Genomic DNA, 23677 nt, shown 5'->3' on the forward strand with positions numbered 1-23677 from the left:
ATGTTGGATTCCGACACCGCAACTTCGGGCAATGCGCCAGGCGTTCTGAGCCAGGTCGCCGATTTTCGGCTGACCCGGTTCAGTCACAAGAACAACGCTGACCAGTGGTGGTCTGTATTGGTGGAAATCGAAGGATCAATCGACGCATTCATCGCAAACGCGATAGAGCAAGGGCAGGGGACGACTGCGCCGAATTTGAAGCCGATCCCTGTGGACCAAGTGACGTTTGTCGTCCCGGTCGCCTATGACGCAGCAGATCGCGCGGTAGATCATAGACTACAGCCCGTCTCCATCTTTGCGCGGCAGTCCTTTCTGAGCCTGCTGAACCAGCAGCCACTTGCTGGTCACAGTGCAAACCAATGGAATGTGCAATCGCTCGTTCTGGGGGGGCTGGTGGATCCGGTCGTGCTTGATTTGGATGCAGATTGGCCCGATACGACACCGCACCCGCCCCTGTCCAAAGGCGCGACGGTTATGGCCGTGATTGATGACGGCATTGCAATCGGGCACGATTTGTTTCGCGATGGCGAGACTTCGAGCCGGGTCAGATTTGCGGCGTTTCTGGAATCTGTTCCGTTTCGAAAAGATTCCAAGACGACAGTCGGCCGTACTCTGAACAAAGAGGCAGTCGACGCACTATTGGAAAAATGCACACGGCAGGGGCTATTGGATGAGGATACGTTCTATAGTCGAACGGGTCAGATCGATTTCCCAAAACAGATTTTTTCAACTGTTGCTCTGAGATCTTCGCATGGCAGTCACGTCATGGCTTTGGCCGCTGGGCAGATGTTGGATGACGCAGAAGACGAACGTCCCATCATTTGCGCTGCGCTACCTTCTCGTCTGGTTGAAGACACCTCCGGGGTTGATCTTTTGCCGAGCTTTTACCTTGGCTTCCAGATGCTGACCAAGGAAGCGCGCCGGTTTTGTGAAGCCTCTGGAGCTTTGGCGAAAGTCATCTTTAATCTGTCCTACGGCAATTCGGGCGGACCGCATGATGGCACGGGTTTGTTTGCCCGATTGTTCGAGCACTATTTTGGTGCAGAGGCCGTGGTGAACGGTGATCCTCAACGTGCTTGGCTGATGCTTCCCGGGGGAAATGCCAATCTGGCGCAGCTTCATGGCGTTCTGGAGCCTGGTGTGGAACTGGCGCAATTCGACCTTTCGGTTTTGCCGGATGATCGGACTGGAAACGCGGTGCAAATCTGGATGCCTTTTGAAGGGGCTGACCCGGCCAAGGCTACCGTCGTGGTCTGGTCGCCTGATGGAAAGAGCCATCAAGTGACGACGTCAGGACCGGACCAGAGCCACTGCTTTGTGAATGAACAGGATTTTGAGATCGCGCGCTTGTCTTTTTCCGGACCGCAAGGCGAAACAAAGCGCGGGTTGGTTCAACTGTTGATCAATCCAACGGCCAGCCACGACAGGAAAGAGCCGCTGGCTCCTTCCGGGATCTGGCAAATTGAAGTGACCCGCGAAGCGGATGCCCCACATGCTATCGAGCTGTGGGTGCGCCGCGATGAAACGATACCGGGGCTGAAACCTGGTGGGAAACAAGCCTATTTCGACAATCCCGGATATGAACGGTTTGGCAAATACGGCGAGCCGTTGCGCGTCGATCCACCCGGTTCGGATTGCCCCGTAAAACGGGCGGGTACCCTAAGCGGGTTTGCCTGTGGTCAGTCTCCGGTGGTGGTCGCTGCTTATGTTGCCAAAACCGAGGACTTGGCACCCTATTCGGCGTCTGGCCCGTGCAATCAGCCGTCATCGCCTGCCGGATCAGACAGAGAGGGTCCTGACCTTGCAGCCAAGGGCGACGAGAGCGATGTCGTTCGCGGGGTTCTGAGTGCGGGATCACGCAGTGGAACGCTTGTGCGTCGCTCCGGAACCAGCGTCGCTGCGCCGCGCATGGCGCGGGCGGCGGCTGTTGCAATCCACGATTTCGATGGCTCAGGTCGTGAATGGGCGCAAGCGCCGACAGCGTCGACACCGGGCATGGAGAAACTGAACCCTGGAGCGCCGAAGACGCCGCAACAATCGGGGTCAGGTGCGTATAGCTATCCTGTGGAAGCGCGCTGGATCTATGGCAAGTAGCTTAGCGCGGCGGATCATTAGCAACGCGGGCCGTCTCGTGCCTGCGTTGCTGCCGTGACACCCAAATTTGTGTGCGAATTCCAATCAAGCAAGTGTTTTTCCACCGTAAATCACGTTTGGATTGGCCTCGGGATCACGCTGGGTTCACGAGGGCGCCGTAAACTGAAGCTCCAGGCACGAGAATCGAAATGGAGTAGGCGTTGGCAGATTTTCACGACGAGATGCTGGCAATTGCCAATGGATACATAGCACATTTGAAGGACGCTCTGGACCTCCCAGTCGCAGGAAACGCAGACGCAAATGACGTTCAGCGGAAAGTGTTGCGTGACTTGAACGCGTTCCGGACGCAGGAGTTTCCACCGCTTTGTTCTCAACCCAAAGGACGGGATCGGGACAAGATCGCCTTGGCGCGCACCCACCAGCTCTGGGGCATCCTGCAAGAGGCGGAAGCCGATTTTAATGCGTTGCTTTCGACAGGGGATCTGATTGGAAAAGCGCGCCGTTTTTCTGATCTTGCAGCGCGCTATTCCGAAGTTCGGCGTTTACCGTAGCTACGGCAAAACACTCGGATCAAATCCGCTGTCCAGCCGGTCCACGGGTTTTCGCGCCTTGCGGTCTTTCCGGCCTTGGGGCCCAATTTTCGCTTCTGGAACCTTCGTGCGTTTCTTGAGCTTTTTGTCGTCGTTCTTCTTGTACTTCGCTTCGGTGTTGATCGGCATCATTGTCCTGCCCATCCGGTTTTCTACGAGGTGCCGCGTCGCCAATGCCGCAGCAAAGCTCGTGCCGCCGCGTAGACTGGTTGAACACGATCCAATGCCCGCAGCCATCGTACCGAAATGGGCCGGTGCGTCCTCACATGGGAATGAGTAGTCAATCATGCGGACTGTGTCGCACTGGTCTTTTCCCTTCATTACGGCGCTGTACGGAACCGGCTGACCATCGCTGCGCCGATGCCCGGAAATCACGGTCACGTGGTTTGAATTGGCCAAAGAGTTTTGGTTGCCCGCCTGCTTCACTTGCTCGGTCAGCCTGTCAAAGTCGCTTTGACGGATATCCCCGTGATCAAAGGGGCGGCCTGTGGCATCGGTCAAATCTGTGAACTTTGGGTCAGCAAAATAAGCACGGCGCACGGTCAAATTGTCAGAGCGCAAGGCCTGATCCACCTCGATGTCACCGGTGATTTGAATGGGGTCATCGCGTTTGTTTTTCAAACGTATGCGCCACGCCCCGGCCGGGGCCAAGGCAATGTTTTCATTCTGCGGGATGTCCCCGGGAAATTGGGTCGGATTCACGATGAAGACATATTGAAAGCGGTATTTTGCGCCGCGTTCATGACGCTGAACAAAAACCATCCCGACGCGATCATCGCCAACTTTCAAATCTGCATAATGTGGTTGGTCCGGTTGGTGCGGCGTTGCCAATTCAAGCGTTATGCCCGGCGCAGAAATTCCTATGTCCAGCGGCCAATCAGCATCTGTCAGTTTTTCTGTCCAGAATTCGATCATGCTGGCTGTCTGATCTTCGGGTTGAACGTGAACCACGACGTCACTTTCCTGTTGTCCGGGCAGGCAAAATTCGACGTGACTGCGTTCCAGATTGTTGTTGCCGATCGGCATAACAATCGTCGGCGCAGGCAATTGGCGCACCGCGCGCGCTTCGATTAATTGTGCGATTGCACCTTCCAGGATTTCGAACCCGTCCTTTGGTCCTGCTTGTTGGCCGAAAGAAAGATTCACAAAGATCGACCAAGGCGTATCGTCGCCTGCAGATGACGCGCCGAGCATGAGCGTGTCGATCCAGTGCAACGCCCGCGACAAAGCGCTAACCACAAAATAGGGAAGGAACGCGCCTGTGCGTCCAATGGCGCGTCGGGGAGGCAGGTTGATCAGAAAAATCGGCTGAGCACCCGTTTCGGGCCTGTCTTCAATCGGGCCATACCCCGCTGCAAGGTCAGCGCTGTGCATCCCGTGTGAGCTGTGGCGCATCATCCCGACACTGATGTCTTCGCCTGACCCGATCAAACCTCGATGTCGCAATGCCTGTTCTTCTGAAAACACACCGTTTTGTATGCGTTCAACGTCAGCTTGGATTTCAGAACGCATGACCTCTCGGCCGAACGGCAAAGTGAGGTCGGTGGTTTCGTTGAGTGAAAATTGCTGCCAAGAGGCGACAACCCGCGTTTCACCAGTATTGTCCAAGAAACGCTCATGTGCAGGAACCATCCCTGTGTCGATTACGACCGTGAACACGGCATCGCTCCGGATGTGCCAGGGCATTGCTTTGATTTCTTGATCAATGGGGATCTGTTCGTCGGGGTCGAACTTTTGGTTTAGTACCTTTTCGGGAACCTGGTCTAGCACATCCAAATGCGGGCCAAAGATACCGGTGAAATTGAGCGTTTCTGGCACAACAGGGTTTGCCGCGGTGTCCGCAGGCGGCAATGTGTCTCCGGGAAAGTTTGGTTGGACGATTGATGCCTGCGGTGGTTGGTACTGTTGGAGAAACTGCACAACCGCTTGGTTTTCTGGATCAATCTGACCGTCTTCATCGAAAATGCCTTTGTCGCTTAGACTGTCGAATTGACCTTTTTCTCGTGGGCCGCCTCCAAGCGAGCTGTAGCTCGCAAACAAGTTTGGGATAATATGTTGGCCCGGCGGAAAAACATAGCGTCCCAGTCGCGCAACATAGCGGACGTAGGGCGGGATTTTTTGCTCGTCTTCCTTCTCTGGTTGCCAATCGCCGATCATCGGATTGGCCCCTGCGTGCGTTGGCCAAATTCCTCTGTTGCGGCTTTCCAGACGGCATGTAGTACGGGGACCGCTTCTGCTGCCTTTGTCTCATTGGCCGCGGCAACGTTTGGTTGGAGTGGGATCTTGTTGCCGTCGGATGCGCCAAGGCCCGCGACCGTACCCTTGTCGACCTTGGTATAGTCGAAATCATCGCTGTTGTCGTTTCCGAGTTTGTACACAGCTTTGTCGGCTTGCATGCCCCCGGTGCTGGCAAGATCCCAAACCGCTTGGCCAATGATGCGCCCAAGGGTGCAGCCCGCGATGCTGTCGATCGGATAGTGAACACCGGCGACTGTGCGGTTCACGGCTATTCGCGCGGCAAGGCGGTCAACATAGGTCCGCGCACACGGAAAGAAATTGCCGATCACGGTCGCAACAGCGAAGGCTTCGGTTGCATGCCCTGATGGGAAACTGGAATGCGCCGGTGTTTGAATGATCGGCATGACCTTGGGCTCGATTTCCACCGGCCGTTTCGTTGCCACGTGATGTTTCATGTGTTGCGACAGCGCCGACGCGATTTCCAGGGTCGCTGTTATGAACTCAAAAGTGTGTTTGTAGCCGCTGGCATCCAGTTGTACCGGGCTTGCCAGATAGGACAGGATATCCGTCATCTGGATATTGATTTCGACCGCCCGATCGATGCGCAGGTCGGCATAGTTCCGAACGTGCATCAATTGGTTTTTGAGCGTTGTGGGACCCGGTCGGTTTAATTCCAAAAGAAGAGAGCCGTCCGATTTCTGTAGCGCCACTGTGCCCTCGCCGCTCTCGACCTTAGTTTTTTGCAGAACCTCCATAACCATTAACTGATGACGCAAGCCCGGAGGCAGATAGAAGGGGGCTCCATGGCCGACGTCGGTGTCCGCAAGCGTAGCATCGGTTGTCCCGTCCCAATAGCCGATCACCGCATCGCTGGCAGCCGCTATCGTGGCACTGAGAGCTGGCGAAACAGAGCCGCCCGCGTGTGCTGTGCCACTACCAGAGCCCGATCCGCTGCCGGACCCGGACCCGCTGCCGGAACCCGACCCAGATCCCGAACCCGATCCACTACCCGAACCCGAACCGCTGCCCGAACCAGATCCCGAACCCGAACCAAAAGCCACCATGATAATTCTCCCCTTATCGTGAACCTTCAACAAAGATGTACCTGTGTCTCTGGCTGCAATTGTGAGGCGAGCCGAATGTCTTTGGCAAATCTTAATGGCAATGGCGCTGCATTATTCACGAAGCATTCACGCTGAAGCGCCTACTGCTCATAAAAAGTTTCGGAAAAATGGGTGGGGGCCTTACTATGGCGTTTATGAGTGTCCATTCTGCCTTTGTAGAAAAAGCTGTTACGATTCACCTTTGCGGTACATTTCGTATGGTCAATGCGGCTGGCAAAGACGTCACGCCGCGTGGGGCAAAGACCTGCGGGTTGGTGGCCCTGTTGGCGACAGCGCATCTGCACCGCAAGACACGCATCTGGCTTCAGGACAAGTTATGGAGTGATCGGGGTCGTGAGCAGGGCGCTGCTTCGTTGCGGCAGGCGCTGGCCTCATTGCGTCGGATATTGGGTGACAACCGGGATGCGCTCAATGCCTCACGCACGCATGTGTCGCTGGACGCGTCTTTCATTCACGTGGTCGACAATCCCCAAGATGGCGAGTTTCTGGAAGGGATCGACATCCGGGACGAAGAATTTGAGGAATGGCTAACGCTGGAGCGGTCAAAACGTGACCCGCAGGGGCCGATCCCGACCCCTGTTCTGGGCGTTCGAGAGCAGGATAACCCAGCGCCGCTTCGGGCTTTGTTTGTTGGCTCGGGAACCGAAAACGAAGTATTGGCCGCTGTTGAACTTTCCATCCTTGATCACCTGTCCTGCACCCTTCGCGAAAACCTGATCGCGGATGTGGTCTGCCAGACTGATCCGACCCATGAACCTGGTGAACAGCCCGCCATCGCCTGCGACGTGCGGGTTTCACTCAAGGCCTTTTCGTTGGGACATGAAATCATCGGTCTGCGCGTCTTGGCCGAAGACGGGAAAAGCGGCACGTTGATTTGGTCGGATACGCAGCAGTCCTTTCTGGATGGGATGCTGCCAACCGATAATGTGGGTTTGTTGCGCATTGGAAATCAGATGCTCGACGCGCTGAGCATGCACTTTTCCCGCCGCGTGCAGCAGCCTGAAATGGCGGCCAGCGGTATGTTGTTACAACTCGCTCTGCGCAATCTGTTCTCAATGACGCGCAAAGGCAGCATCGAGGCGGACAGACTGTTGCAAATCGCGCAGGAAACATCGCCAAAGAACGGGTTGGTTGCGGCGACCCGCGCCCATGTACGGGCCATTCAATGGGTCGAACGCTACGGCATTGACGAAGAACAGCTCAGGCGTGAAGCACAGGTGTTTCAGCAATCAGCGCTGGATTTGGAGCCGGGTAATTCAGCCGTTCTGGCCAATCTTGCCAACACGACATTGATCCTCGACCGGGATTTCTATCGCAGCGAAGAACTGTCCGACCGGGCGATTGCGATCAACCCGGGCAATCCGTTCGCGTGGTGGGTTCGATCGGCTTCCGAGCTTTATCTTAACGAGTTTGACAAAGCACATTCGAGCGCCAAGCAAGCCAGCGCCTTGCTCGGGCCCGGGCCGTTGAAATTCTGGTGGGATCAGCACAAGGGGCTGACAACGGCGATTGTCGGGTCTGTGCAGGATGCTATCCGGGATCTGCGCCGGACCCATGCGACCGCGCCAACTTTCAGGCCCGCGTTGCGGTTCTTGATCGCGCTTTACGGTCTGTCTGATGACGAGGAAAACGCGGCCGAAATGATCCGGCGGCTACAGGCACTGGAGAGTGATTTCACGTCGCAACGACTGGTCGAGGATGAAACCTATCCGGCCAAGCTTGCGCGCAGCGAGGCATTCATGAATGACCGTAGTCGCGACTTGCTGCTTGGGCTCTAGCCCGCGCCGGGACGCGGTTCGGCGCATGTGCCCGCTGGGTTTCCAGCGATCAGTTTAATTCGACCGCGGGGCGGGACAGCGAACGCAAATCATGCGTAATCCGGTTGATGTCTTCCAGACGGGTAACGCCGGGAGCCAAACCGCTGGGCAGGCCAATCAGACCGGCGGGGACCGAGGTCGCGGCGCGCAACGCGTCTTCGAGATCGACACCGACCGCGTTGACCAGCACGTTGATTGCTTGGGTCAGGTCCAGATCGGCCCCGGCAAGCGTACCGTTGTCCAATGTCAGTCTGCCGTTCTCGCGGCAGATGCGTCGTCCGTCGAGGAAAAACTCGGTTTCCTCGGTGCCGGCCACGGCCATTGAATCGCTGACCAGATAGATCTTGCCCGGACCCGTTTTTGCTTTCCATGCGGCTTGCAGAACAGCGGGGTGTACATGGATGCCGTCGGCAATTACGCCCGAAGACAATTGGCCAAGGTTCAAAACCGCCCCAACCAGACCCGGTTCGCGATTGCCCAGTTGGCTCATGGCATTGAACAGATGCGTTACGCAGGACGCGCCTGCCTTTGCATAGCGGCGGCACGTTTCGAAATCGGCATCCGTGTGGCCAAGCGACACAAGAATTCCGGCCTGTGCCAGTTTCGATACTTGGTCTGGTGTGACGTTTTCCGGAGCGACTGTAATCTTGAGAACCGGAATGTTTGTCTTGGCCTCCAGCAACTGCTGAAAATCGGCGTCATCCATTGGTCGGATGAGCGATGCGTCATGTGCGCCTTTGCGGGCAACAGACAAATGAGGGCCTTCAAGATGCAGCCCCGAAATGCCGGCAATCTGGGCCTGCAAGGCTTTGCGTACTGCGTTGATGGCTGCCGTTGTTTTATCTGGACGGTCGGTAATCAAGGTCGGCAGGATCGCCGTGCATCCCAATGACCTGTGCGCCTCGGCCATAATCGTCAGAGTATCAAGGTCAGGGCTTTCATTGAACATGACACCACCGCCGCCGTTGACCTGCAGATCGACAAAGCCCGGTGTCAGAATGTCCCCCTTCAGATCAACAGCTGCTTCGTCCTTTGTAACCGCGCTTTCCGGAACCAGTTCTGCAAAAACACCTTCACGAAACCGCGCTGCCATGGCGTCATGCAGGCTTTCGCCGTCGAAAATGCGGCCGCCGGCGAATGTTACGGACGTCTGGGTCATACGGTTTCAGTCACTTTCTTCAGGTGACGCGGTGTGTCGGGATTGATGCCGCGTGCCCGTGCGACCTTTTCCACCATTCCATAAAACGACACAATGGCCGCGATCGGATCGGTAAGCCAGTGATCGGTGCGTGCATGGGGCAGGGCGGCTGCCCGCGTGACTTTGGTTGATGCCGCAAAGGCTTTTGCGCCCTTATCGGCCAAAGCGTCCAGGACCTCGGTGACACTTGTTTCGGCGGCGTCGCCTGCGGCAAAGCCGATCACGGGAAAGCCTTGCTCCACGATGGAAACCGGCCCATGCAGCACTTCAGCCGATGAATAGCTCTCGGCGTGGATCAGACAGGTTTCCTTAAACTTGAGTGCAGCTTCGTTGGCGATTGCCCAAGATGGGCCGCGCCCGAGCGTAAACAGTGACTGGCCGCTGATCGCCGAAGCGGCGTCCGACCAGTCGCAAAGTGTGGCCGCCGCCAGATGTGCAGGCAGGGCATGGATCGCCGCAATCAGATCGGCGTCTTGTTTGATTTCCGCAATTAACCACAGCCCCGTGACCAGCGATGTGACAAAGGTCTTGGTTGCCGCCACGCTCAGCTCTGGGCCTGCATGGATCGGCAGGGTTGCATTGGCCACCGCTGCCAGATCAGACGCTGGATCGTTTGTGATGGCGACGGCCATACCGCCGGATGCGACAACCGAACGTGTCATCCTGACGATGTCGGGGCTCATACCGGATTGCGAAACGGACAGGCACAAGGCGCCCTTGGCGACAAGATCGACGCCGTAGATCGACTTGACCGAAGGTCCGACCGAAGCCATGGGCCGGCGCAGAACCAGTTCGCTCGCATACTTCAGAAAGGTGCAGGCGTGATCGGAAGAGCCACGCGCCACAGACAGCAAAAAGGCCGGATCCATGTCTCGCGCGGTCTGGGCCGCGGCGCGGATGTCTGCGCCGCCATCGGACAGCAGGCGTTCTACGGCATCGGGTATTTCAAGAATTTCCCGTCGCATGCGAGTGGGTTCAGGGTGCATCTGGCGCGCCTTTGTTAATGTGACAGACGCAGTTCGGCCACGAAATCGTAGGCATCACCGCGATAGATTGAACGGGTCAACTCAGCGACCCGTCCGCTTTGAAGATAGGATGTGCGCTGGATGCGCAGCCCGGCGGTTCCCTCGGCGACGTTCAGCAATTCGGCGTCTTCTGCTTCGAGATTGATCGCCGAGATTTTCTGGACCGCGCGTACCGGTCGTACGCCGGATTGTTCCAGCAATTCATAAAGCGATGTTGTGACAGCGGTGGGGTTGGATAGGATGTCCAGCGGCAACGCTGCCCGCTCCAAGGCCATGGGCTGCCCACCCGCTTCGCGCAGGCGATAGATCCGGGAAACCTGATCCCCTGCTGCGAGCCCCAGCGCCACCACTTCGTCGGGCGAGGGCATGAAGATGCCTCGTTCAAGCCACTTGGATGTGGTTTGAAGCCCGCGTCGCTGCATATCCTCGGTAAACGAAGTCAAATGCGACAAGGATTGTTCGACGCGGGGGATCGGTTCCCGCACAAATGTGCCGGACCCCTGACGTTGTTCGACAGCACCTTCCCGGACGAGCTCTTGTATGGCTTTGCGGACCGTAACGCGCGACAAATCTGTGATCTCGGCCAGTTCGCGTTCGGGCGGAAGCGATGAATTGGGGGCAAGAATGCCCTCTTCGATCCCCGCCTCCAGTCGGCGGCGCAACTGCACGTACCGTGGCCCTGCGGAGCGGCTCAACCATGCTTCGGGGCGCAAGAAGTCAGCAATATCCATGTGTCACCTCTATTTCCTGCGAAAGTGCAATCGCGCCATCCAGCGGCTCGCCCAGCGGGTCAATAAGGTCTTGGGCCATTTCATGCGCAAGATAGGGGGCAAAGAACGGCCCGATCCCGCCAGTCAGGCAAATCGCAAGGCCGGGTTTCCACGCCATCTGCCGCAGGCTGGACGCAATGTGATCACCCGCGGATTGCAAAATGCTGACCGCAACGACATCGCCCTGTTGCGCGTGCTGTGTGACGCAGGGCGCAAGCGCTCCCAACGCGGCAGGGCTTGCGTCCTGCGCAAAGCTGACGAGACTGCCAGTATCGCCAAAGCGGGATTGCAGGTCTTCGATCATCGGGCTGGATGCAACAAACCCGTCATGGTGTTGCAGCACCTTGGCCAGCGCCTTGCGCCCAACCCATTGGGCCGATGCTTCGTCACCCAGTCGTGCACCCCAACCGCCTGCAAATTGTTCGTCGCCAGCAATTCGAGACGCAAAGAACGACCCTGTTCCGCAATGTGCGATCAGGCCATCACGTCGGCCCAGTGCGCCCCTGAGGGCCGCGCGGCGATCATCCGCGTAACGGGCATTTTTGAGCGGCAAAGCATTGGCCATCCGTTTGGCTTCTGCCTTGCCGGTGATGCCCGCGAGCCCGACGAAAGCGGGCAGAGCGCATAGGGTGTCGAAAGACATATCTGCGTTCTGCGCGGTCGCGTTCAGGCCATCCAGAAGGCACCGAACTGCATTGTCAAAATCGGTTGCAGTGTTGGCCGGCCCAAATTCAGACACCAGACGTTCACCTGCGTCTTGCAGGGCAATTCTGCACCGTGTGCCACCGCCGTCGATGGCCAGGGTCTGGGTTTCGGTCGAATCTCTCATGTTGATACCTTTATAATACCTTTTACGTGAATTAAAGGCCCAATTGATACCAAATGCGCTTAAAGCGGGCGTAAGTTGGTGAATTCCATGTCAAAATTGCGGCGAGAAACAAAATGGTAGACAAATGGTATCTAAAAGGTATTTTGATTGCAGCTATGGGGAGAATCGTGTGAACGCCAAGACCACTGAACATCTGCATGATTTTGCGATTGGGCTGGATCAGCGCGCGCCGGAGGAGATCGCCTCGCTTCTTGCGGGCGGTCAGCTCGCCGCGGCTGTCATGGTGCAACACGCAATTTCAGGTATTTGTGCGGGTGCCAAGGCGATGGCGCAATCGATCAGGGTCGGGGGATGCCTGCACTATGTGGCGGCTGGCTCGTCCGGTTTGATGGCGGCGGCAGATGCTCAGGAGCTTGGCGGCACGTTTTCCATTCCGGCCGCGCAACTGCGCATTCATATGGCGGGCGGTCTGCCGACCGGCGTTGAAATGCCCGGTGACACAGAGGACGACACCGACTCTGTTCTGTTGGCGATGTCGGATGTGTCTGCGCAGGACACGATTATTGCCGTCTCGGCGAGCGGCTCAACCCCCTACACGGTTGCAGCGGCAGAGCGTGCCAAATCGCTCGGGGCTTCCGTTATCGGTATTGCGAATAATGCCGGTTCTAACCTGTTGAATCTGGCAGACCATGCCGTCTTGCTGGAAACGCCGCCCGAGGTCTTGTCCGGCTCGACACGAATGGGGGCGGGGACGGCGCAAAAGATTGCGCTCAACATGCTTTCGACACTGATGGCGGTGGATCTTGGGCATGTCCATGACGGCATGATGGTCAATCTGCGGGCGGACAACATCAAGCTCCGGCATCGAGCCAGCGGAATCGTGTCACAGATTGCCGGTGTGTCCATCGTCGATGCCGGCCGTGCGCTTGATGATGCGGACGGAGACGTAAAGACGGCCGTTTTGATTGCTTCGCGCGGGCTGACCCCGGACGCGGCGCGGGTACTTTTGAACGAGACCGCCGGGCATCTGCGCCCGGCGATGGGGCAAACACCTTAGTACATAAACCAATGTTTCAACTGGGAGGATCCATTCATGAAACGCAACATACTGAAACTGGCTTTACTGAGCACAGCGCTGACAGCCACAGGCGCCATGGCGCAGGATGTTACGCTGACAATCGAAAGCTGGCGCAACGACGATCTGGTGCTGTGGCAGGAAAAGATCATCCCGGCATTTGAAGCGGAAAATCCCGGAATTAAGGTGAAGTTTACGCCTTCCGCACCGGCCGAATACAACGCGGTTCTGAATTCCAAACTGGACGCCGGATCAGCCGGTGACATCATCACCTGCCGCCCGTTTGACGCATCGCTTGCACTCTTCGAGGCGGGTCATCTCGCCGATCTGGACGATATGGACGCAATGAACAACTTCTCGGACGTTGCCAAATCCGCGTGGCAGACTGACGATGGTTCGGCCACGTTCTGCGTGCCGATGGCCTCGGTGATCCATGGGTTCATCTACAACAAAGATGCATTCGCCGAAGTCGGTGTCGAAGTTCCAAACACCGAAGCCGAGTTCTTCGCGGCGCTCGATAAGTTCAAGGAAGACGGCAACTACATTCCGATGGCGATGGGCACCAACGACCAATGGGAAGCCGCGACCATGGGCTACAACAACATTGGGCCAAACTACTGGAAGGGTGAAGAAGGCCGCCGTGCATTGATCGCGGGCGAGCAAAAGCTGACCGACGAAGCCTGGACCGCCCCATACGCCACACTGGCCAAATGGAGCGCGTATCTTGGCGACGGGTACGAAGCGCAAACCTATCCTGACAGCCAGAACCTGTTCACGCTGGGCCGCGCGGCAATCTATCCTGCCGGTTCGTGGGAAATCGCGGGCTTCAATGCTCAGGCTGATTTCGAAATGGGCGCCTTCAAGCCGCCGGTCCGGAATGCGGGCGACACCTGCTATATCTCTGACCACACCGACATCGGTATCGGCATGAATGCCGCGACAGAGAACGCAGAGGCCGCAAAGACATTTCTCGCATGGGTTGGCAGTCCCGAATTCGCTTCGATCTTCGGAAATGCACTGCCGGGTTTCTTCCCGCTGTCCAAGGAACCGGTTGAGCTGAGCGATCCGCTGGCAAAGGAAATCGTTGGTTGGCGCGGCGAGTGCGAGAGCACGATCCGGTCGACCTATCAGATCCTGTCACGTGGCACGCCCAACCTCGAGAATGAGACTTGGGGCGCATCCGTTGCGGCCATCAAGGGCACCGCGACACCCGAAGAGCTGGGCGCCGATCTGCAAAAAGGTCTGGCGAGCTGGTACGAACCTCAGCAGTAAACCCTCCCTTTACTGCCTTGTCCGGGCGGGCCTTTTCGCCCGGACTCTTTAGGAGATTCCCAAATGCAACGCGCTCGCATCCGCTGGCATATCGCGGTTTTTCTGGCACCTGCCGTGCTGGTCTACACCACCGTCATGATCTTCCCTTTGTTCAACACTTTGCGGCTCGCGCTGTACAGCAAGGTTGATCAGGAACGTGTCTATGTCGGGCTCGAAAACTTCCGTACCTTGTTCTTCGATCCGATCTGGTCAGAACAGTTCTGGAACGCGCTCGGGAACAACTTCTGGTTTTTCGTCGTTCATATGCTGGTGCAGAACCCGATTGGTGTAGCGCTGGCTGCGATCCTCAGCCACCCTCGCTTGCGGTTTGCCGCGCTCTACCGGTCGGCAATTTTCATTCCGACGATCCTGTCCTTTGTCATCGTCGGTTTCGCCTGGAAACTGATCCTGTCACCGATCTGGGGCATCGCGCCGTCGATGCTGGATTTTGTCGGGTTGAAGTCGCTGTTTGTGCCTTGGCTGGGCAAAGAGGAATATGCGCTGACGACGCTCGCGCTGATCTCGGTCTGGCAGTTTGTCGGTATTCCGATGATGCTGATCTACGCGGCGCTTCTGACTATTCCAGAAGAGATTTTGGAGGCCGGAGAGGTGGATGGTATCACCGGGTTCTCGGCATTCTGGAAAATCAAACTGCCTCTGATCCTGCCATCCATCGGGATCATCTCGATCCTGACTTTTGTAGGCAACTTCAACGCTTTCGATCTGATCTATGCCGCGCAGGGCGCATTGGCTGGCCCAGACTATTCGACCGACATCCTCGGCACCTTCATGTATCGCACCTTCTTTGGGTTCCAGTTGCAACTCGGAGACCCGCACATGGGCTCGGCCATCGCTGGCGGCATGTTCGCAATCATTCTGATTGGTGTCTGCATCTATCTCTTTGGCATCCAGACCCGGATGCGTCGCTATCAGATGTGAGGACGGAAAAATGAACAAAGCCCGCACGAACCCGTTCAACAACATCGCCATGCACGGCGCGTTGATCCTTTATACCCTTATTGCGCTGTTCCCGGTTTTCGTAATCCTGATCAACAGCTTCAAAACCCGCAAAGCCATCTTTCGCGAACCGCTCGCATTGCCTGACGCTGACAGCTTTTCGTTGATTGGCTACCAAACGGTGCTGAAGCAGGGCGACTTTTTCTTGTACTTCCAGAACTCGTTAATCGTGACGGTCGCCTCGCTGTTCTTTGTGCTGCTATTCGGAGCAATGGCGGCCTTTGCGCTGGCGGAATACCGGTTCAAGGGCAACACGCTGATGGGCTTGTATCTGGCGCTTGGCATCATGATCCCAATCCGGATCGGAACGGTTGCCATTCTGGAGATGATGGTCGCAACAGGTCTGGTCAACACGCTCTGGGCCCTGATCCTCGTCTATACGGCACAGGGTCTGCCGCTCGCAGTGTTCATCCTGAGCGAATTCATGCGGCAAGTCTCTGATGATCTCAAAAATGCGGCCCGCGTTGATGGGCTGAGTGAATACGCCATCTTCTTCCGGCTTGTGCTGCCTTTGGTGCGCCCGGCCATGGCCACCGTTGCCGTGTTCAACATGATCCCGATCTGGAATGATCTTTGGTTCCCGTTGATCCTGGCGCCAGCAGAAGAAACCAAGACGCTGACGCTGGGATCGCAGGTCTTCATTGGTCAGTTCGTGACCGATTGGAACGCGGTGCTTTCCGCGCTTTCCATGGCGATCCTGCCAGTTCTGGTTCTCTACGTGATCTTCTCGCGGCAATTGATCCGCGGTCTGACATCAGGAGCGGTCAAATGATCCGTGTTCTTATCGCCGGCTTGGGCAATATGGGGCTGTCTCATGCCTTGGCCCACCATGAAAATCCGCATTCGGAAATTGTCGGTCTGGTCAACCGGTCTGACGTTGATTTGCCGGACGCCCTGCAGGGTTATCCACGTTACGCGACCTTCGAAGAAGGGCTGGCGCTGGAGCCGGATCTCGTGGTGGTCGCAACCTATACTGACAGCCATGCGGATTTTGCCTGTGCCGCGATGGAAAAGGGTGCGCATGTCTTTGTCGAAAAGCCTCTGGCCATGACCGTCGAAGATGCAAGACGCGTTGTCGCCACGGCCAAACGATTGGGGCGCAAGCTGGTTGTGGGATACATTCTGCGCCATCATCCGTCGTGGATGCGGCTGATCGATGAGGCCCGCGGTCTGGGTGGCCCTTACGTGTTCAGGCTCAATCTCAATCAACAGTCGTCTGGCGCGGAATGGGATACGCACAAGGCGCTGATGCAAACCACCAGCCCGATCGTGGATTGCGGCGTGCATTATGTCGATGTCATGTGCCAGATCACCGATGCTGATCCCATCCGCGTTCACGGCATGGGGTTGCGGCTTTCAGACGAAATTGCCGAGGACATGTACAACTACGGCCAGTTCCAAGTCGTGTTCGAAGATGGATCGGTCGGCTGGTACGAGGCCGGCTGGGGCCCGATGATGTCAGAGACGGCCTTTTTCGTGAAAGACATCATTTCACCCAGTGGCGCGGTCTCGATCACTGATGGCAACAAGGGCGCGTCCGCTGACATAGACGGCCACACCAAGGTTGGCGGTATCCTTGTGCACCGCACGTCTGGCGATCAGCTGATCGAAATGCCCGATGAGCCTGGTCATCAGGAACTGTGTGACGCAGAGCAAGCTTACATGCTGAACGCAATCAGGGATGACGTTGATCTGACCCGGCACATGAATGATGCCGTACAATCTCTCGCTATTTGCCTGGCCGCCGATGAAAGCATCCGCAGCGGTCAGCCCGTGATCCTTAAGGAGCCAAACCGATGACTGCCTTGACCCTGACCAATGTGAACAAGTCCTTTGGAGAGGTTCACGTGTTGAAAGACATCAACATCGAGGTGGAGGAAGGCGAGTTTGTCGTCTTCGTCGGCCCGTCGGGCTGTGGCAAGTCCACATTGCTGCGCGTGATTGCAGGGCTTGAGGATGCGACCTCGGGTGAGGTCCATATCGGGGGCGATCTGGTCAACAACACGCCACCATCGAAGCGCGGTATAGCCATGGTGTTCCAAAGCTATGCGCTCTACCCGCACCTGAACGTGTTCAAGAACATGTCTCTGGCTCTCAAACAGGAAAAACAAAGCAAGGCCGTCATCAACGAGCGTGTGGCCAAGGCCAGCAAGATGCTGAACCTTGAAGACTATCTGGAAAGATACCCTTCCGAGCTTTCGGGTGGACAGCGTCAGCGCGTTGCCATTGGGCGTGCCATTGTGCGAGAGCCGAAACTGTTCCTGTTCGATGAACCGCTTTCCAATCTTGATGCGGCCCTTCGCATGAACACACGGCTTGAGATCGCGAATTTGCACGACACGCTTGCCGCCTCGATGATTTACGTTACGCATGACCAGACCGAAGCCATGACGCTGGCCGACAAGATCGTGGTTCTGCGCGATGGCCGGGTGGAACAGATCGGCAGTCCGATGGAGCTGTACAACAATCCGGTCAATCAGTTTGTCGCCGGTTTCCTTGGCTCTCCGGCTATGAACTTCATGCCGGCCGGGTTTGTTTCGGAAGGGGATCCCAGAACCATCGGCGTACGCCCGGAAGACCTGCGACTGCAGGATGACGGCGGGCTCGCCGCCACGGTGCAGCACGTCGAGCACCTGGGCGGCGACACCAATGTGATCGCGGAGGCTAAAGGCACCCAGATCACGGCGCGCCTGTTCGGTCAGCACGCGATCAACCAAGGACAGACAGTCACACTGGGATACGCGCCTGAGCGTGCCTACTACTTCGACAAGGAAGGGCATCGCGTCTAACGCTTTGAGCGCCAAACAATGGCGCTCGCGCGCCTGCACCGACATAGCCGTCTATGCCGGTCATTTCAGGTGCGGGACGCATCAGGGGTGGGCGAAACCAGCAGCGGGCCACTCTGGTAGAGGCGATCAGCAAGCCTTCCGTCGTTCATTGTCTGGAATTTGCGTGGTGGTCGCGGTGTCCGTTTACCCTGCCTCGATCAGCTGAGACCTCTCTCGAATTGCGAGCACGGAAGAATACGTGGACACGCAATAGGGCACACAGAATGTGACCATTATTTTGAGCAGACCGCCGGTGGTCAGGCTTGCCGAAAGGATCGCATCACCGTGGTTGATACAAGCCAGAACGACGCCGACGATCAGTGCAATTTTTGAGGCGCGTCGAACAACCGAAGGCTGCCTTGCGAGCCAAAAGAAAGATGCGTTTTGTGCTGGCATACCGACTTTTCCGGCATCTACCCGAGGGATTCTTCCAGCTCTCGCGCTGAAAGCAGGTAGTAGTTCCGCGTCGGCGCATTCACCGTGAAGTCGGCGATATGCCGCAAAGCTTCGATCTTGAGCTGGCTGGCTTCCGCCTTGTGCTGATTGCAGGCGATCAGACGATCGGCCAGTTCCATCGCCCATTGTGCATCATTGCCCGAAAGTGCCGTTCGAGCTGCGGCCAGAACCGCCTCTGCCCCACCCGCGAGTGCTATGATCTTGGCCGCTTCAACGGCTGGCGGCAGTTCGGCAAGGCTCGTGGGATTGCCATCAAACCAGCCCAATGTCCCCGCGAAATAGGCCCGCGACGCATAACCGACATCGCCGTAGAACTCCTGCAGGTAGGGTTTGGATGCCAGATGCTCGGGCAGTTTCAAATCAGCTGCAATCGTTACCGGGTCCAGTCCGGCATTCATGCCTTCCACTGTTTTGGAGACAACATAGCGGATTGCATCGCGGTAGTCGGTCAGAGCCGCGCGGATTGCCTCCGCGCCGATGACCGGTTGCGTATGACCGGGTGCCAGAATTTCGGGTTCGAAATCCATGAGCTGATCCATCGTATCAGCCCAGGCATCAAAATCGCGATATGGTGTGCCGCGGATTGCGTAGAGATTGGGGAAGGCGTGGTAGAAATTGTCGCCACAGAACAGCGTCTTTTGCGAGGCGAGCCAAACCACGATGTGATCCGGTGTCTCGCCAGGCGCTTTGGTCAGTTCAAGATCAAACCCTTCACGAGTGATGCGTGTCGTTTCCGAAACCCGAAGGGTGGGCTCAATATATCCGGCGCCCATTCCTTTCATCGGACGGTCGCCCGGACCAACGCCAACGCTGATACGTTCATCGGGCCGAAGGCTAATGCCAAAGTGCCGTTTTGTGCGCGCCATCAGCGCCTTGTTCGGGGCAGGGCGGGTTTCATCGACGCCAACAAGATCCGATGTGAAATTGTCAGATGCAATGACCTCGACTTCGCGGCCTTCGGCAAAAACCGTTGCGCCCGAAATGTGATCCCTGTGTGAGTGCGTGTAGATGATCGTGGTGATCGGAAGGTCCGAATGGGCGCGAAAATCATTCAGAATGTTCTCAGCGGCCTGCGTTGTTTCGGTGGTATCGATCAGGACGATGCCAGCCTTTCCCACCAGAAAATGCACATTGGATGCAGCATATCCGACAGCCGAGTAGACGCTGTCTGATAGCTGATGGATTTTCTTTGCGAATTGAGCGTTCTGAGCGATGAGGTCTGGATGTGCTGGCATGTTTGCTCTTGGTTATGTTTGCAGTTGCTGATCGGTATCGGCTGCGGGGGCAATCGCGCGCGTAATGCTCAGACCTGAGTAGCCAATCAGGTCTTTGATCGTCAGTTCTTCGTTCCGTTTCTCGAAAATCTTGATGTATTCAACCATGGTGTTTGAATGCTCACGCATTATGCCCTCTGCGCGCACCGCATCGCCGCTTTGGATCGCTTCAAAGATCACTTTGTGCTGAGAGTTGCCGAGCTGCAGTCGGAAGAGGCTTCGGTCGATGCCTTCCTTTGAGGCCAGAACTTCGCGATCAAAGACCATTGAGCCCACCTCAAGCATTGGCAAATGGCTGATGCGGCTGCAGGTAAAGCCAACAAAGTTGTTGCCGCAACCGTCCAGGATCGTCCTGTGAAAGATCGCGTTCTGCATTTGCATGGAGCTCAGCGATGCTTCATCCATTTTGCCCGCGTTGATGAAGCCTTCGATCTTTTCGATCGCAATCTCCAGAGTTGGTAGAACGCTATGACGGTTCGGCGATTGCGCCATCAACCGTGCAGCGAGGCTTTCCAAATGTCCGCGAACCTGCACCGCTTGAAGGATGTCCTCGACCTTTGGGGCCATGACAAAGTATCCACGCCCCTCGCTCCGTCGGATTAGGCCTTCCTGTTCCAACATACGCAGCGCAAGGCGAACGGGCGTTCTCGAAACGCTATGGGTTTCGCACAGCTGCGACTCTGACAGGCGTTCTTCTTTCCCGTAATTGCCGAGAACAATGTCATGCCTGATTTTGGCAGCAAGTTGAGTATCGATAGATTCCATGGATGTATTGACCATTCTTGGGATCCCAAAGTCAAGGTTCGTACAGGCCAATACTGCCGGATATCGTGATTTTTGCTTGCTTTGGGATCCTTAAACCTCAATAAAGGCATGTAACAGAGCTGGAATCGGGTCGCATTGGCTTAAAGATCCTTTTTTGGGATCCCAATCGCAGACCTCGGATTTGATGCTTGCGACATGATAGAGGGAGCCCTTCCATGGATGGTAGAACGGACATTCGATCCTTGCGTCACTATATCGGCGGTCAGTGGGTTGATGCGTCTGGCGGGGCGACATTTGATGTGCTCAATCCGTTGGACGACAGTCACTATGCACATGCTGCGAAAGGCACTGCTGATGACGTCCGCAAAGCTGTTTCTGCAGCAAAGGAAGCGTTCACGTCCTACAAAGAGACGACGCCGACAGAGCGTGAGCGTTGGCTTTTGCGCGTTGCTGAGATCATGGAGACGCGCCAGAAAGATCTGGTCGACTGCCTGATCGACGAGATCGGATCGCCGGTTCAAAAGGCGATGTTCGAGTTTACCAAAGGCCTGACCATGATCCGTGCGGCCGCAGGCATGTGCCGCAATGTGCGCGGTGAGACGATCCCGTCGGACCGTCCGGGCACATTCTCAATGTCGATCCGCGAACCGCTTGGTGTGGTTGCCGTTATCACGCCGTTCAACGTGCCACTGATCAAGACAACGCGACTGGTTGCCAATGCTTTGGCCGTCGGCAATACGGTTGTGCACCTGCCATCGGAAATGGCACCGCATTTGACGGTTCTGTTTGCCGAGATCGTCGCCGAGGCCGGGGTTCCGGAGGGGGCCTACAACGTCGTCACCGGTATGGGCGCAGAGATCGGCGATGATCTAACAGGCCACAAAGACGTGGATTTTGTGACGTTCACAGGATCGACGGTCGTGGGTCAGCACATCAATGAAATATGTGCGAAAAACAAAACCCCAAATACATTGGAATTGGGGGGCAAAAGCCCGACGATTATCCTTGCCGATGCCGATCTGGACAAGGTCATGCCGCTGGCTGCGCGGTCAATGTTCATGTTCGCGGGGCAAGCCTGTATCGCTTCCAGCCGGTTCTATGTTGAACGCCCGCTCTATGATGAGTTCGTCAAGCGCTTTGCGATGATCGTCGGGAAGCTGGGCATGGGTGATCTGCGCGATCCGAACACAGTGATTGCGCCTGCTATCTCTCCACGTCAGCGCGATCGGATCAAAACCCACATCGAAGACGCAAGGGCGAAGGGCGCAACCATCGTTGCGGGTGGTGAATGGGTGGGCAACCGCTGCCAGCCGACCCTTTTGACGGATGTGTCTGACGACATGACCGTTTGTCGTGCGGAGACCTTTGGGCCAGTGACGTCCATCTATCCGGTCGACAGTTATGAAGAAGGTTTGGCGAAGGCCAATGACACGGAATACGGCCTGTCTTCTGCCATCTTCACCAAAGACATCGACAAGGCGTTCCATTTCGCCCGCAACTCTAACGCTGGCATGTGCCACATCAACGGACCCACAATCCATGACGAGGCGCATGTGCCCTTTGGCGGCAACGGCGAAAGTGGCGTCGGGCGGGAGGGAACCGATGCCGACATGGAAGCGATGACAGAACTCAAATGGGTCACGGTGCAGCTATGACGTTTACACTTTATCACCATGGATCTTCTGTCTGCGCGGCCAAGGTTCGCTTTGCCATGGCCGAAAAGGGCATGGAGTGGGACGGGGTTTACATCGACATCCTCGCGGGAGAGCAGTTCGATCCCGAATACATGAAGCTGAACCCCAAAGCGGTTGTTCCAACGCTTAAGCATGATGAACAGGTCATCACGGACAGCACCGTGATCTGTGAGTACCTCGATCATATCGCGCCGGAAACCAGCCTGCACCCAACCAATCCGTTTGAGCGAGCGCAGGTCCGCTACTGGACCAAGGCCGTTGATGAAGATCTGCATCCTGCTTGTGGCGCGATGACATTCCTGTGCTCGCACCGGCACACAGTTTTGCGCAATCTTGGTCCAGAAGGTGCTGCAAAGTTCCTTGCTTCCACGCCAGAATTCTCAGTGACCTCTGATTGGAAAAGCTTCAAAGACGCCATTGTGAGGCAGGGTTTTGACGCTCCCGGTGCGCTGGACAAGGTCAAGCTTTACGATAGCTATCTGCATAAGATGGATAAGGCACTGGATGGTCAGGACTGGCTTGTCGGCAATAAGTTCTCCATTGCCGATGTCGCACTGACGCCCTACGTCAATCGGCTCGCGATGATGTCGATGCGGGGCATGTGGGAAAATGGCCGTTTGCCCAATCTCGAAGCCTGGTTTGCCCGGATCGAAGCGCTGCCCAACTTCAAGACCTGCTTTATTGATTGGGTGCCAGAGCAATTGACCGATGACTTGCGCGAGAATGGCAAGAAAAGCTGGCCCGAAGTGGCCGCAATCCTCGACATCAAGATCGAAGAATAAGGCGCGAAGACTGCGCCAGATAAGGGAGTGAAATATGGGACGACTAGACGGAAAAACCGCCGCCATCACAGGAGCCGCTCGCGGCATCGGGGCAGAATATGCGAAGAAACTGGCCGCTGAAGGTGCCAACGTCGTCGTCACTGACATTCTGGATCCTGCCGAAGTTGTGTCCGAGATCACCGCAGCCGGCGGCAAGGCCACAGGAATGGTCGTGGACGTGACATCAGACGATGATCTGAACGCAATGGTGGCCAAGGCGGAAAGTGAGTACGGCGCGCTGAACATTCTGGTGAATAACGCGGGTCTGTTCGCAAATCTTGAGCTCAAGCCATTCTTTCAGATCAGCAACGATGAGTTCGACAAGGTCATGACGATCAATGCGCGCTCGATCCATCAGGCGACAAAGGCCGCTCTTCCGGCAATGATGCGGGCAGAAGGCGGCAAAATCGTTAATATCGCCTCGGGCACATTCTATTACGGCCCTCCGGGTCTGTCTCATTACACCGCCTCCAAGGCCGCTGTGATTGGCCTGACACGCGGACATGCGCGCGAGTTGGGCGACAAGAACATTCAGATCAACGCAATTGCGGTTGGCCTGACCGAAAGCAGCTCGATTGCCGGTGACGACAAGTGGGATCGCGCTCGCGCACCCACTGTAGACTCACGCTCGATCAAGCGGGAAATGGTGCCAGAGGATCTGATGGGCACCCTGATGTTCCTCGTGACCTCTGACAGTGATTTCATCACCGGCCAGACCATCAACGTCGATGGCGGCAAGGTGAATCTCTGA

At 56.6% G+C, this 23677-nt stretch carries 21 protein-coding genes; 12 read left to right on the plus strand and 9 right to left on the minus strand.

Annotated elements, in window-relative coordinates; all coding sequences use genetic code 11:
• The gene (locus PFY00_RS12980) at positions 1-2094 is read left to right on the plus strand and encodes a S8 family serine peptidase (RefSeq protein WP_271432998.1); all 2094 of its coding nucleotides are present in this window, start codon (positions 1-3) and stop codon (positions 2092-2094) included.
• Between the two features lie 200 nt (positions 2095-2294).
• Positions 2295-2645: a hypothetical protein gene (locus PFY00_RS12985; protein ID WP_271432999.1), complete on the plus strand. Its 351-nt coding sequence runs from the start codon at positions 2295-2297 to the stop codon at positions 2643-2645.
• On the opposite strand, the gene PFY00_RS12990 is transcribed toward PFY00_RS12985, so the two are convergent.
• Positions 2646-4841 carry a S8/S53 family peptidase gene (locus tag PFY00_RS12990; RefSeq protein ID WP_271433000.1) on the minus strand — a complete coding sequence of 732 codons (2196 nt, stop codon included), beginning with the start codon at positions 4839-4841 and terminating at the stop codon, positions 2646-2648.
• A complete protein-coding gene (locus PFY00_RS12995) occupies positions 4838-5986 on the minus strand; it encodes a phosphatase PAP2 family protein (RefSeq protein WP_271433001.1) in 1149 nt (382 codons plus the stop codon). The genes PFY00_RS12990 and PFY00_RS12995 overlap by 4 nt, the downstream gene beginning before the upstream one ends.
• A gap of 194 nt (positions 5987-6180) precedes the next feature.
• Between PFY00_RS12995 and PFY00_RS13000 the strand changes: the two genes are divergently transcribed.
• Positions 6181-7824 carry a hypothetical protein gene (locus tag PFY00_RS13000; protein WP_271433002.1) on the plus strand — a complete coding sequence of 548 codons (1644 nt, stop codon included), beginning with the start codon at positions 6181-6183 and terminating at the stop codon, positions 7822-7824.
• Positions 7825-7873: 49 nt separating this feature from the next.
• Here the strand turns inward: PFY00_RS13000 and nagA are convergent, their stop codons facing one another.
• Genes nagA through PFY00_RS13020 form a run of 4 tightly spaced genes read right to left on the minus strand, consistent with a single transcriptional unit; the run spans position 7874 to position 11685 of the window.
• Positions 7874-9022 (minus strand): N-acetylglucosamine-6-phosphate deacetylase, encoded by a 1149-nt coding sequence (gene nagA / locus PFY00_RS13005; protein WP_271433003.1) that lies wholly within the window; start codon positions 9020-9022, stop codon positions 7874-7876.
• Positions 9019-10047 carry an SIS domain-containing protein gene (locus PFY00_RS13010; RefSeq protein WP_271433004.1) on the minus strand — a complete coding sequence of 343 codons (1029 nt, stop codon included), beginning with the start codon at positions 10045-10047 and terminating at the stop codon, positions 9019-9021. Before PFY00_RS13010 ends, nagA begins: the two co-directional genes overlap by 4 nt.
• A gap of 14 nt (positions 10048-10061) precedes the next feature.
• Positions 10062-10817: a GntR family transcriptional regulator gene (locus tag PFY00_RS13015; protein WP_271433005.1), complete on the minus strand. Its 756-nt coding sequence runs from the start codon at positions 10815-10817 to the stop codon at positions 10062-10064.
• Positions 10804-11685, minus strand: a complete 882-nt coding sequence (locus tag PFY00_RS13020; RefSeq protein ID WP_271433006.1) for a BadF/BadG/BcrA/BcrD ATPase family protein — start codon at positions 11683-11685, stop codon at positions 10804-10806. The genes PFY00_RS13015 and PFY00_RS13020 overlap by 14 nt, the downstream gene beginning before the upstream one ends.
• Before the next feature lie 169 nt (positions 11686-11854).
• Here PFY00_RS13020 and PFY00_RS13025 point away from each other — a divergent pair, with 169 nt between their 5' ends.
• The 6 genes from PFY00_RS13025 to PFY00_RS13050 all read left to right on the plus strand — a co-directional run bounded on the left by PFY00_RS13025 (position 11855) and on the right by PFY00_RS13050 (position 17877).
• A complete protein-coding gene (locus PFY00_RS13025; RefSeq protein WP_271433007.1) occupies positions 11855-12742 on the plus strand; it encodes an N-acetylmuramic acid 6-phosphate etherase in 888 nt (295 codons plus the stop codon).
• Between the two features lie 36 nt (positions 12743-12778).
• Positions 12779-14032: an ABC transporter substrate-binding protein gene (locus tag PFY00_RS13030; RefSeq protein WP_271433008.1), complete on the plus strand. Its 1254-nt coding sequence runs from the start codon at positions 12779-12781 to the stop codon at positions 14030-14032.
• 63 nt (positions 14033-14095) lie between these two features.
• Positions 14096-15010, plus strand: a complete 915-nt coding sequence (locus PFY00_RS13035) for a carbohydrate ABC transporter permease (protein WP_271433009.1) — start codon at positions 14096-14098, stop codon at positions 15008-15010.
• Positions 15011-15020: 10 nt separating this feature from the next.
• The gene (locus tag PFY00_RS13040) at positions 15021-15860 is read left to right on the plus strand and encodes a carbohydrate ABC transporter permease (protein WP_271433010.1); all 840 of its coding nucleotides are present in this window, start codon (positions 15021-15023) and stop codon (positions 15858-15860) included.
• Positions 15857-16888, plus strand: coding sequence for a Gfo/Idh/MocA family protein (locus PFY00_RS13045; protein ID WP_271433011.1), 1032 nt, complete (start codon positions 15857-15859; stop codon positions 16886-16888). The genes PFY00_RS13040 and PFY00_RS13045 overlap by 4 nt, the downstream gene beginning before the upstream one ends.
• Complete coding sequence (locus tag PFY00_RS13050; protein WP_271433012.1) at positions 16885-17877, plus strand: ABC transporter ATP-binding protein; 993 nt, start codon at positions 16885-16887, stop codon at positions 17875-17877. Before PFY00_RS13045 ends, PFY00_RS13050 begins: the two co-directional genes overlap by 4 nt.
• A 183-nt stretch (positions 17878-18060) precedes the next feature.
• On the opposite strand, the gene nrtS is transcribed toward PFY00_RS13050, so the two are convergent.
• The 3 genes from nrtS to PFY00_RS13060 are packed head-to-tail and all read right to left on the minus strand — an operon-like array spanning position 18061 to position 20411.
• On the minus strand, positions 18061-18312 hold the full coding sequence (gene nrtS / locus PFY00_RS18985; RefSeq protein ID WP_408648465.1) for a nitrate/nitrite transporter NrtS: 252 nt from the start codon (positions 18310-18312) through the stop codon (positions 18061-18063).
• 17 nt (positions 18313-18329) lie between these two features.
• Entirely contained in the window at positions 18330-19607 is a 1278-nt protein-coding gene (locus PFY00_RS13055; RefSeq protein ID WP_271433013.1) for an alkyl/aryl-sulfatase, read from the minus strand.
• A 12-nt stretch (positions 19608-19619) separates the two neighbouring features.
• Positions 19620-20411, minus strand: a complete 792-nt coding sequence (locus PFY00_RS13060) for a GntR family transcriptional regulator (RefSeq protein ID WP_271433014.1) — start codon at positions 20409-20411, stop codon at positions 19620-19622.
• Between the two features lie 215 nt (positions 20412-20626).
• Between PFY00_RS13060 and PFY00_RS13065 the strand changes: the two genes are divergently transcribed.
• Genes PFY00_RS13065 through PFY00_RS13075 form a run of 3 tightly spaced genes read left to right on the plus strand, consistent with a single transcriptional unit; the run spans position 20627 to position 23677 of the window.
• On the plus strand, positions 20627-22066 hold the full coding sequence (locus PFY00_RS13065) for an aldehyde dehydrogenase family protein (RefSeq protein ID WP_271433015.1): 1440 nt from the start codon (positions 20627-20629) through the stop codon (positions 22064-22066).
• Positions 22063-22887: a glutathione S-transferase family protein gene (locus PFY00_RS13070; protein ID WP_271433016.1), complete on the plus strand. Its 825-nt coding sequence runs from the start codon at positions 22063-22065 to the stop codon at positions 22885-22887. Before PFY00_RS13065 ends, PFY00_RS13070 begins: the two co-directional genes overlap by 4 nt.
• A gap of 34 nt (positions 22888-22921) precedes the next feature.
• Positions 22922-23677, plus strand: a complete 756-nt coding sequence (locus PFY00_RS13075; protein ID WP_271433017.1) for an SDR family NAD(P)-dependent oxidoreductase — start codon at positions 22922-22924, stop codon at positions 23675-23677.

This window comes from Thalassococcus lentus (assembly GCF_028023555.1).
In the GTDB taxonomy this organism is placed as follows: Bacteria; Pseudomonadota; Alphaproteobacteria; order Rhodobacterales; family Rhodobacteraceae; genus Thalassococcus_A; species Thalassococcus_A lentus.

Bases quoted from the DNA above. Each gene is read 5' to 3' on its own strand.
- PFY00_RS12980 (WP_271432998.1), top strand. From the start codon at position 1: ATGTTGGATTCCGACACCGCAACTTCGGGCAATGCGCCAGGCGTTCTG.
- PFY00_RS12990 (WP_271433000.1), bottom strand. From the start codon at position 4,841: ATGATCGGCGATTGGCAACCAGAGAAGGAAGACGAGCAAAAAATCCCG.
- PFY00_RS12995 (WP_271433001.1), bottom strand. From the start codon at position 5,986: ATGGTGGCTTTTGGTTCGGGTTCGGGATCTGGTTCGGGCAGCGGTTCG.
- PFY00_RS13000 (WP_271433002.1), top strand. From the start codon at position 6,181: ATGAGTGTCCATTCTGCCTTTGTAGAAAAAGCTGTTACGATTCACCTT.
- nagA (WP_271433003.1), bottom strand. From the start codon at position 9,022: ATGACCCAGACGTCCGTAACATTCGCCGGCGGCCGCATTTTCGACGGC.
- PFY00_RS13010 (WP_271433004.1), bottom strand. From the start codon at position 10,047: ATGCACCCTGAACCCACTCGCATGCGACGGGAAATTCTTGAAATACCC.
- PFY00_RS13015 (WP_271433005.1), bottom strand. From the start codon at position 10,817: ATGGATATTGCTGACTTCTTGCGCCCCGAAGCATGGTTGAGCCGCTCC.
- PFY00_RS13020 (WP_271433006.1), bottom strand. From the start codon at position 11,685: ATGAGAGATTCGACCGAAACCCAGACCCTGGCCATCGACGGCGGTGGC.
- PFY00_RS13030 (WP_271433008.1), top strand. From the start codon at position 12,779: ATGAAACGCAACATACTGAAACTGGCTTTACTGAGCACAGCGCTGACA.
- PFY00_RS13035 (WP_271433009.1), top strand. From the start codon at position 14,096: ATGCAACGCGCTCGCATCCGCTGGCATATCGCGGTTTTTCTGGCACCT.
- PFY00_RS13040 (WP_271433010.1), top strand. From the start codon at position 15,021: ATGAACAAAGCCCGCACGAACCCGTTCAACAACATCGCCATGCACGGC.
- PFY00_RS13045 (WP_271433011.1), top strand. From the start codon at position 15,857: ATGATCCGTGTTCTTATCGCCGGCTTGGGCAATATGGGGCTGTCTCAT.
- PFY00_RS13050 (WP_271433012.1), top strand. From the start codon at position 16,885: ATGACTGCCTTGACCCTGACCAATGTGAACAAGTCCTTTGGAGAGGTT.
- nrtS (WP_408648465.1), bottom strand. From the start codon at position 18,312: ATGCCAGCACAAAACGCATCTTTCTTTTGGCTCGCAAGGCAGCCTTCG.
- PFY00_RS13055 (WP_271433013.1), bottom strand. From the start codon at position 19,607: ATGCCAGCACATCCAGACCTCATCGCTCAGAACGCTCAATTCGCAAAG.
- PFY00_RS13060 (WP_271433014.1), bottom strand. From the start codon at position 20,411: ATGGAATCTATCGATACTCAACTTGCTGCCAAAATCAGGCATGACATT.
- PFY00_RS13065 (WP_271433015.1), top strand. From the start codon at position 20,627: ATGGATGGTAGAACGGACATTCGATCCTTGCGTCACTATATCGGCGGT.
- PFY00_RS13070 (WP_271433016.1), top strand. From the start codon at position 22,063: ATGACGTTTACACTTTATCACCATGGATCTTCTGTCTGCGCGGCCAAG.
- PFY00_RS13075 (WP_271433017.1), top strand. From the start codon at position 22,922: ATGGGACGACTAGACGGAAAAACCGCCGCCATCACAGGAGCCGCTCGC.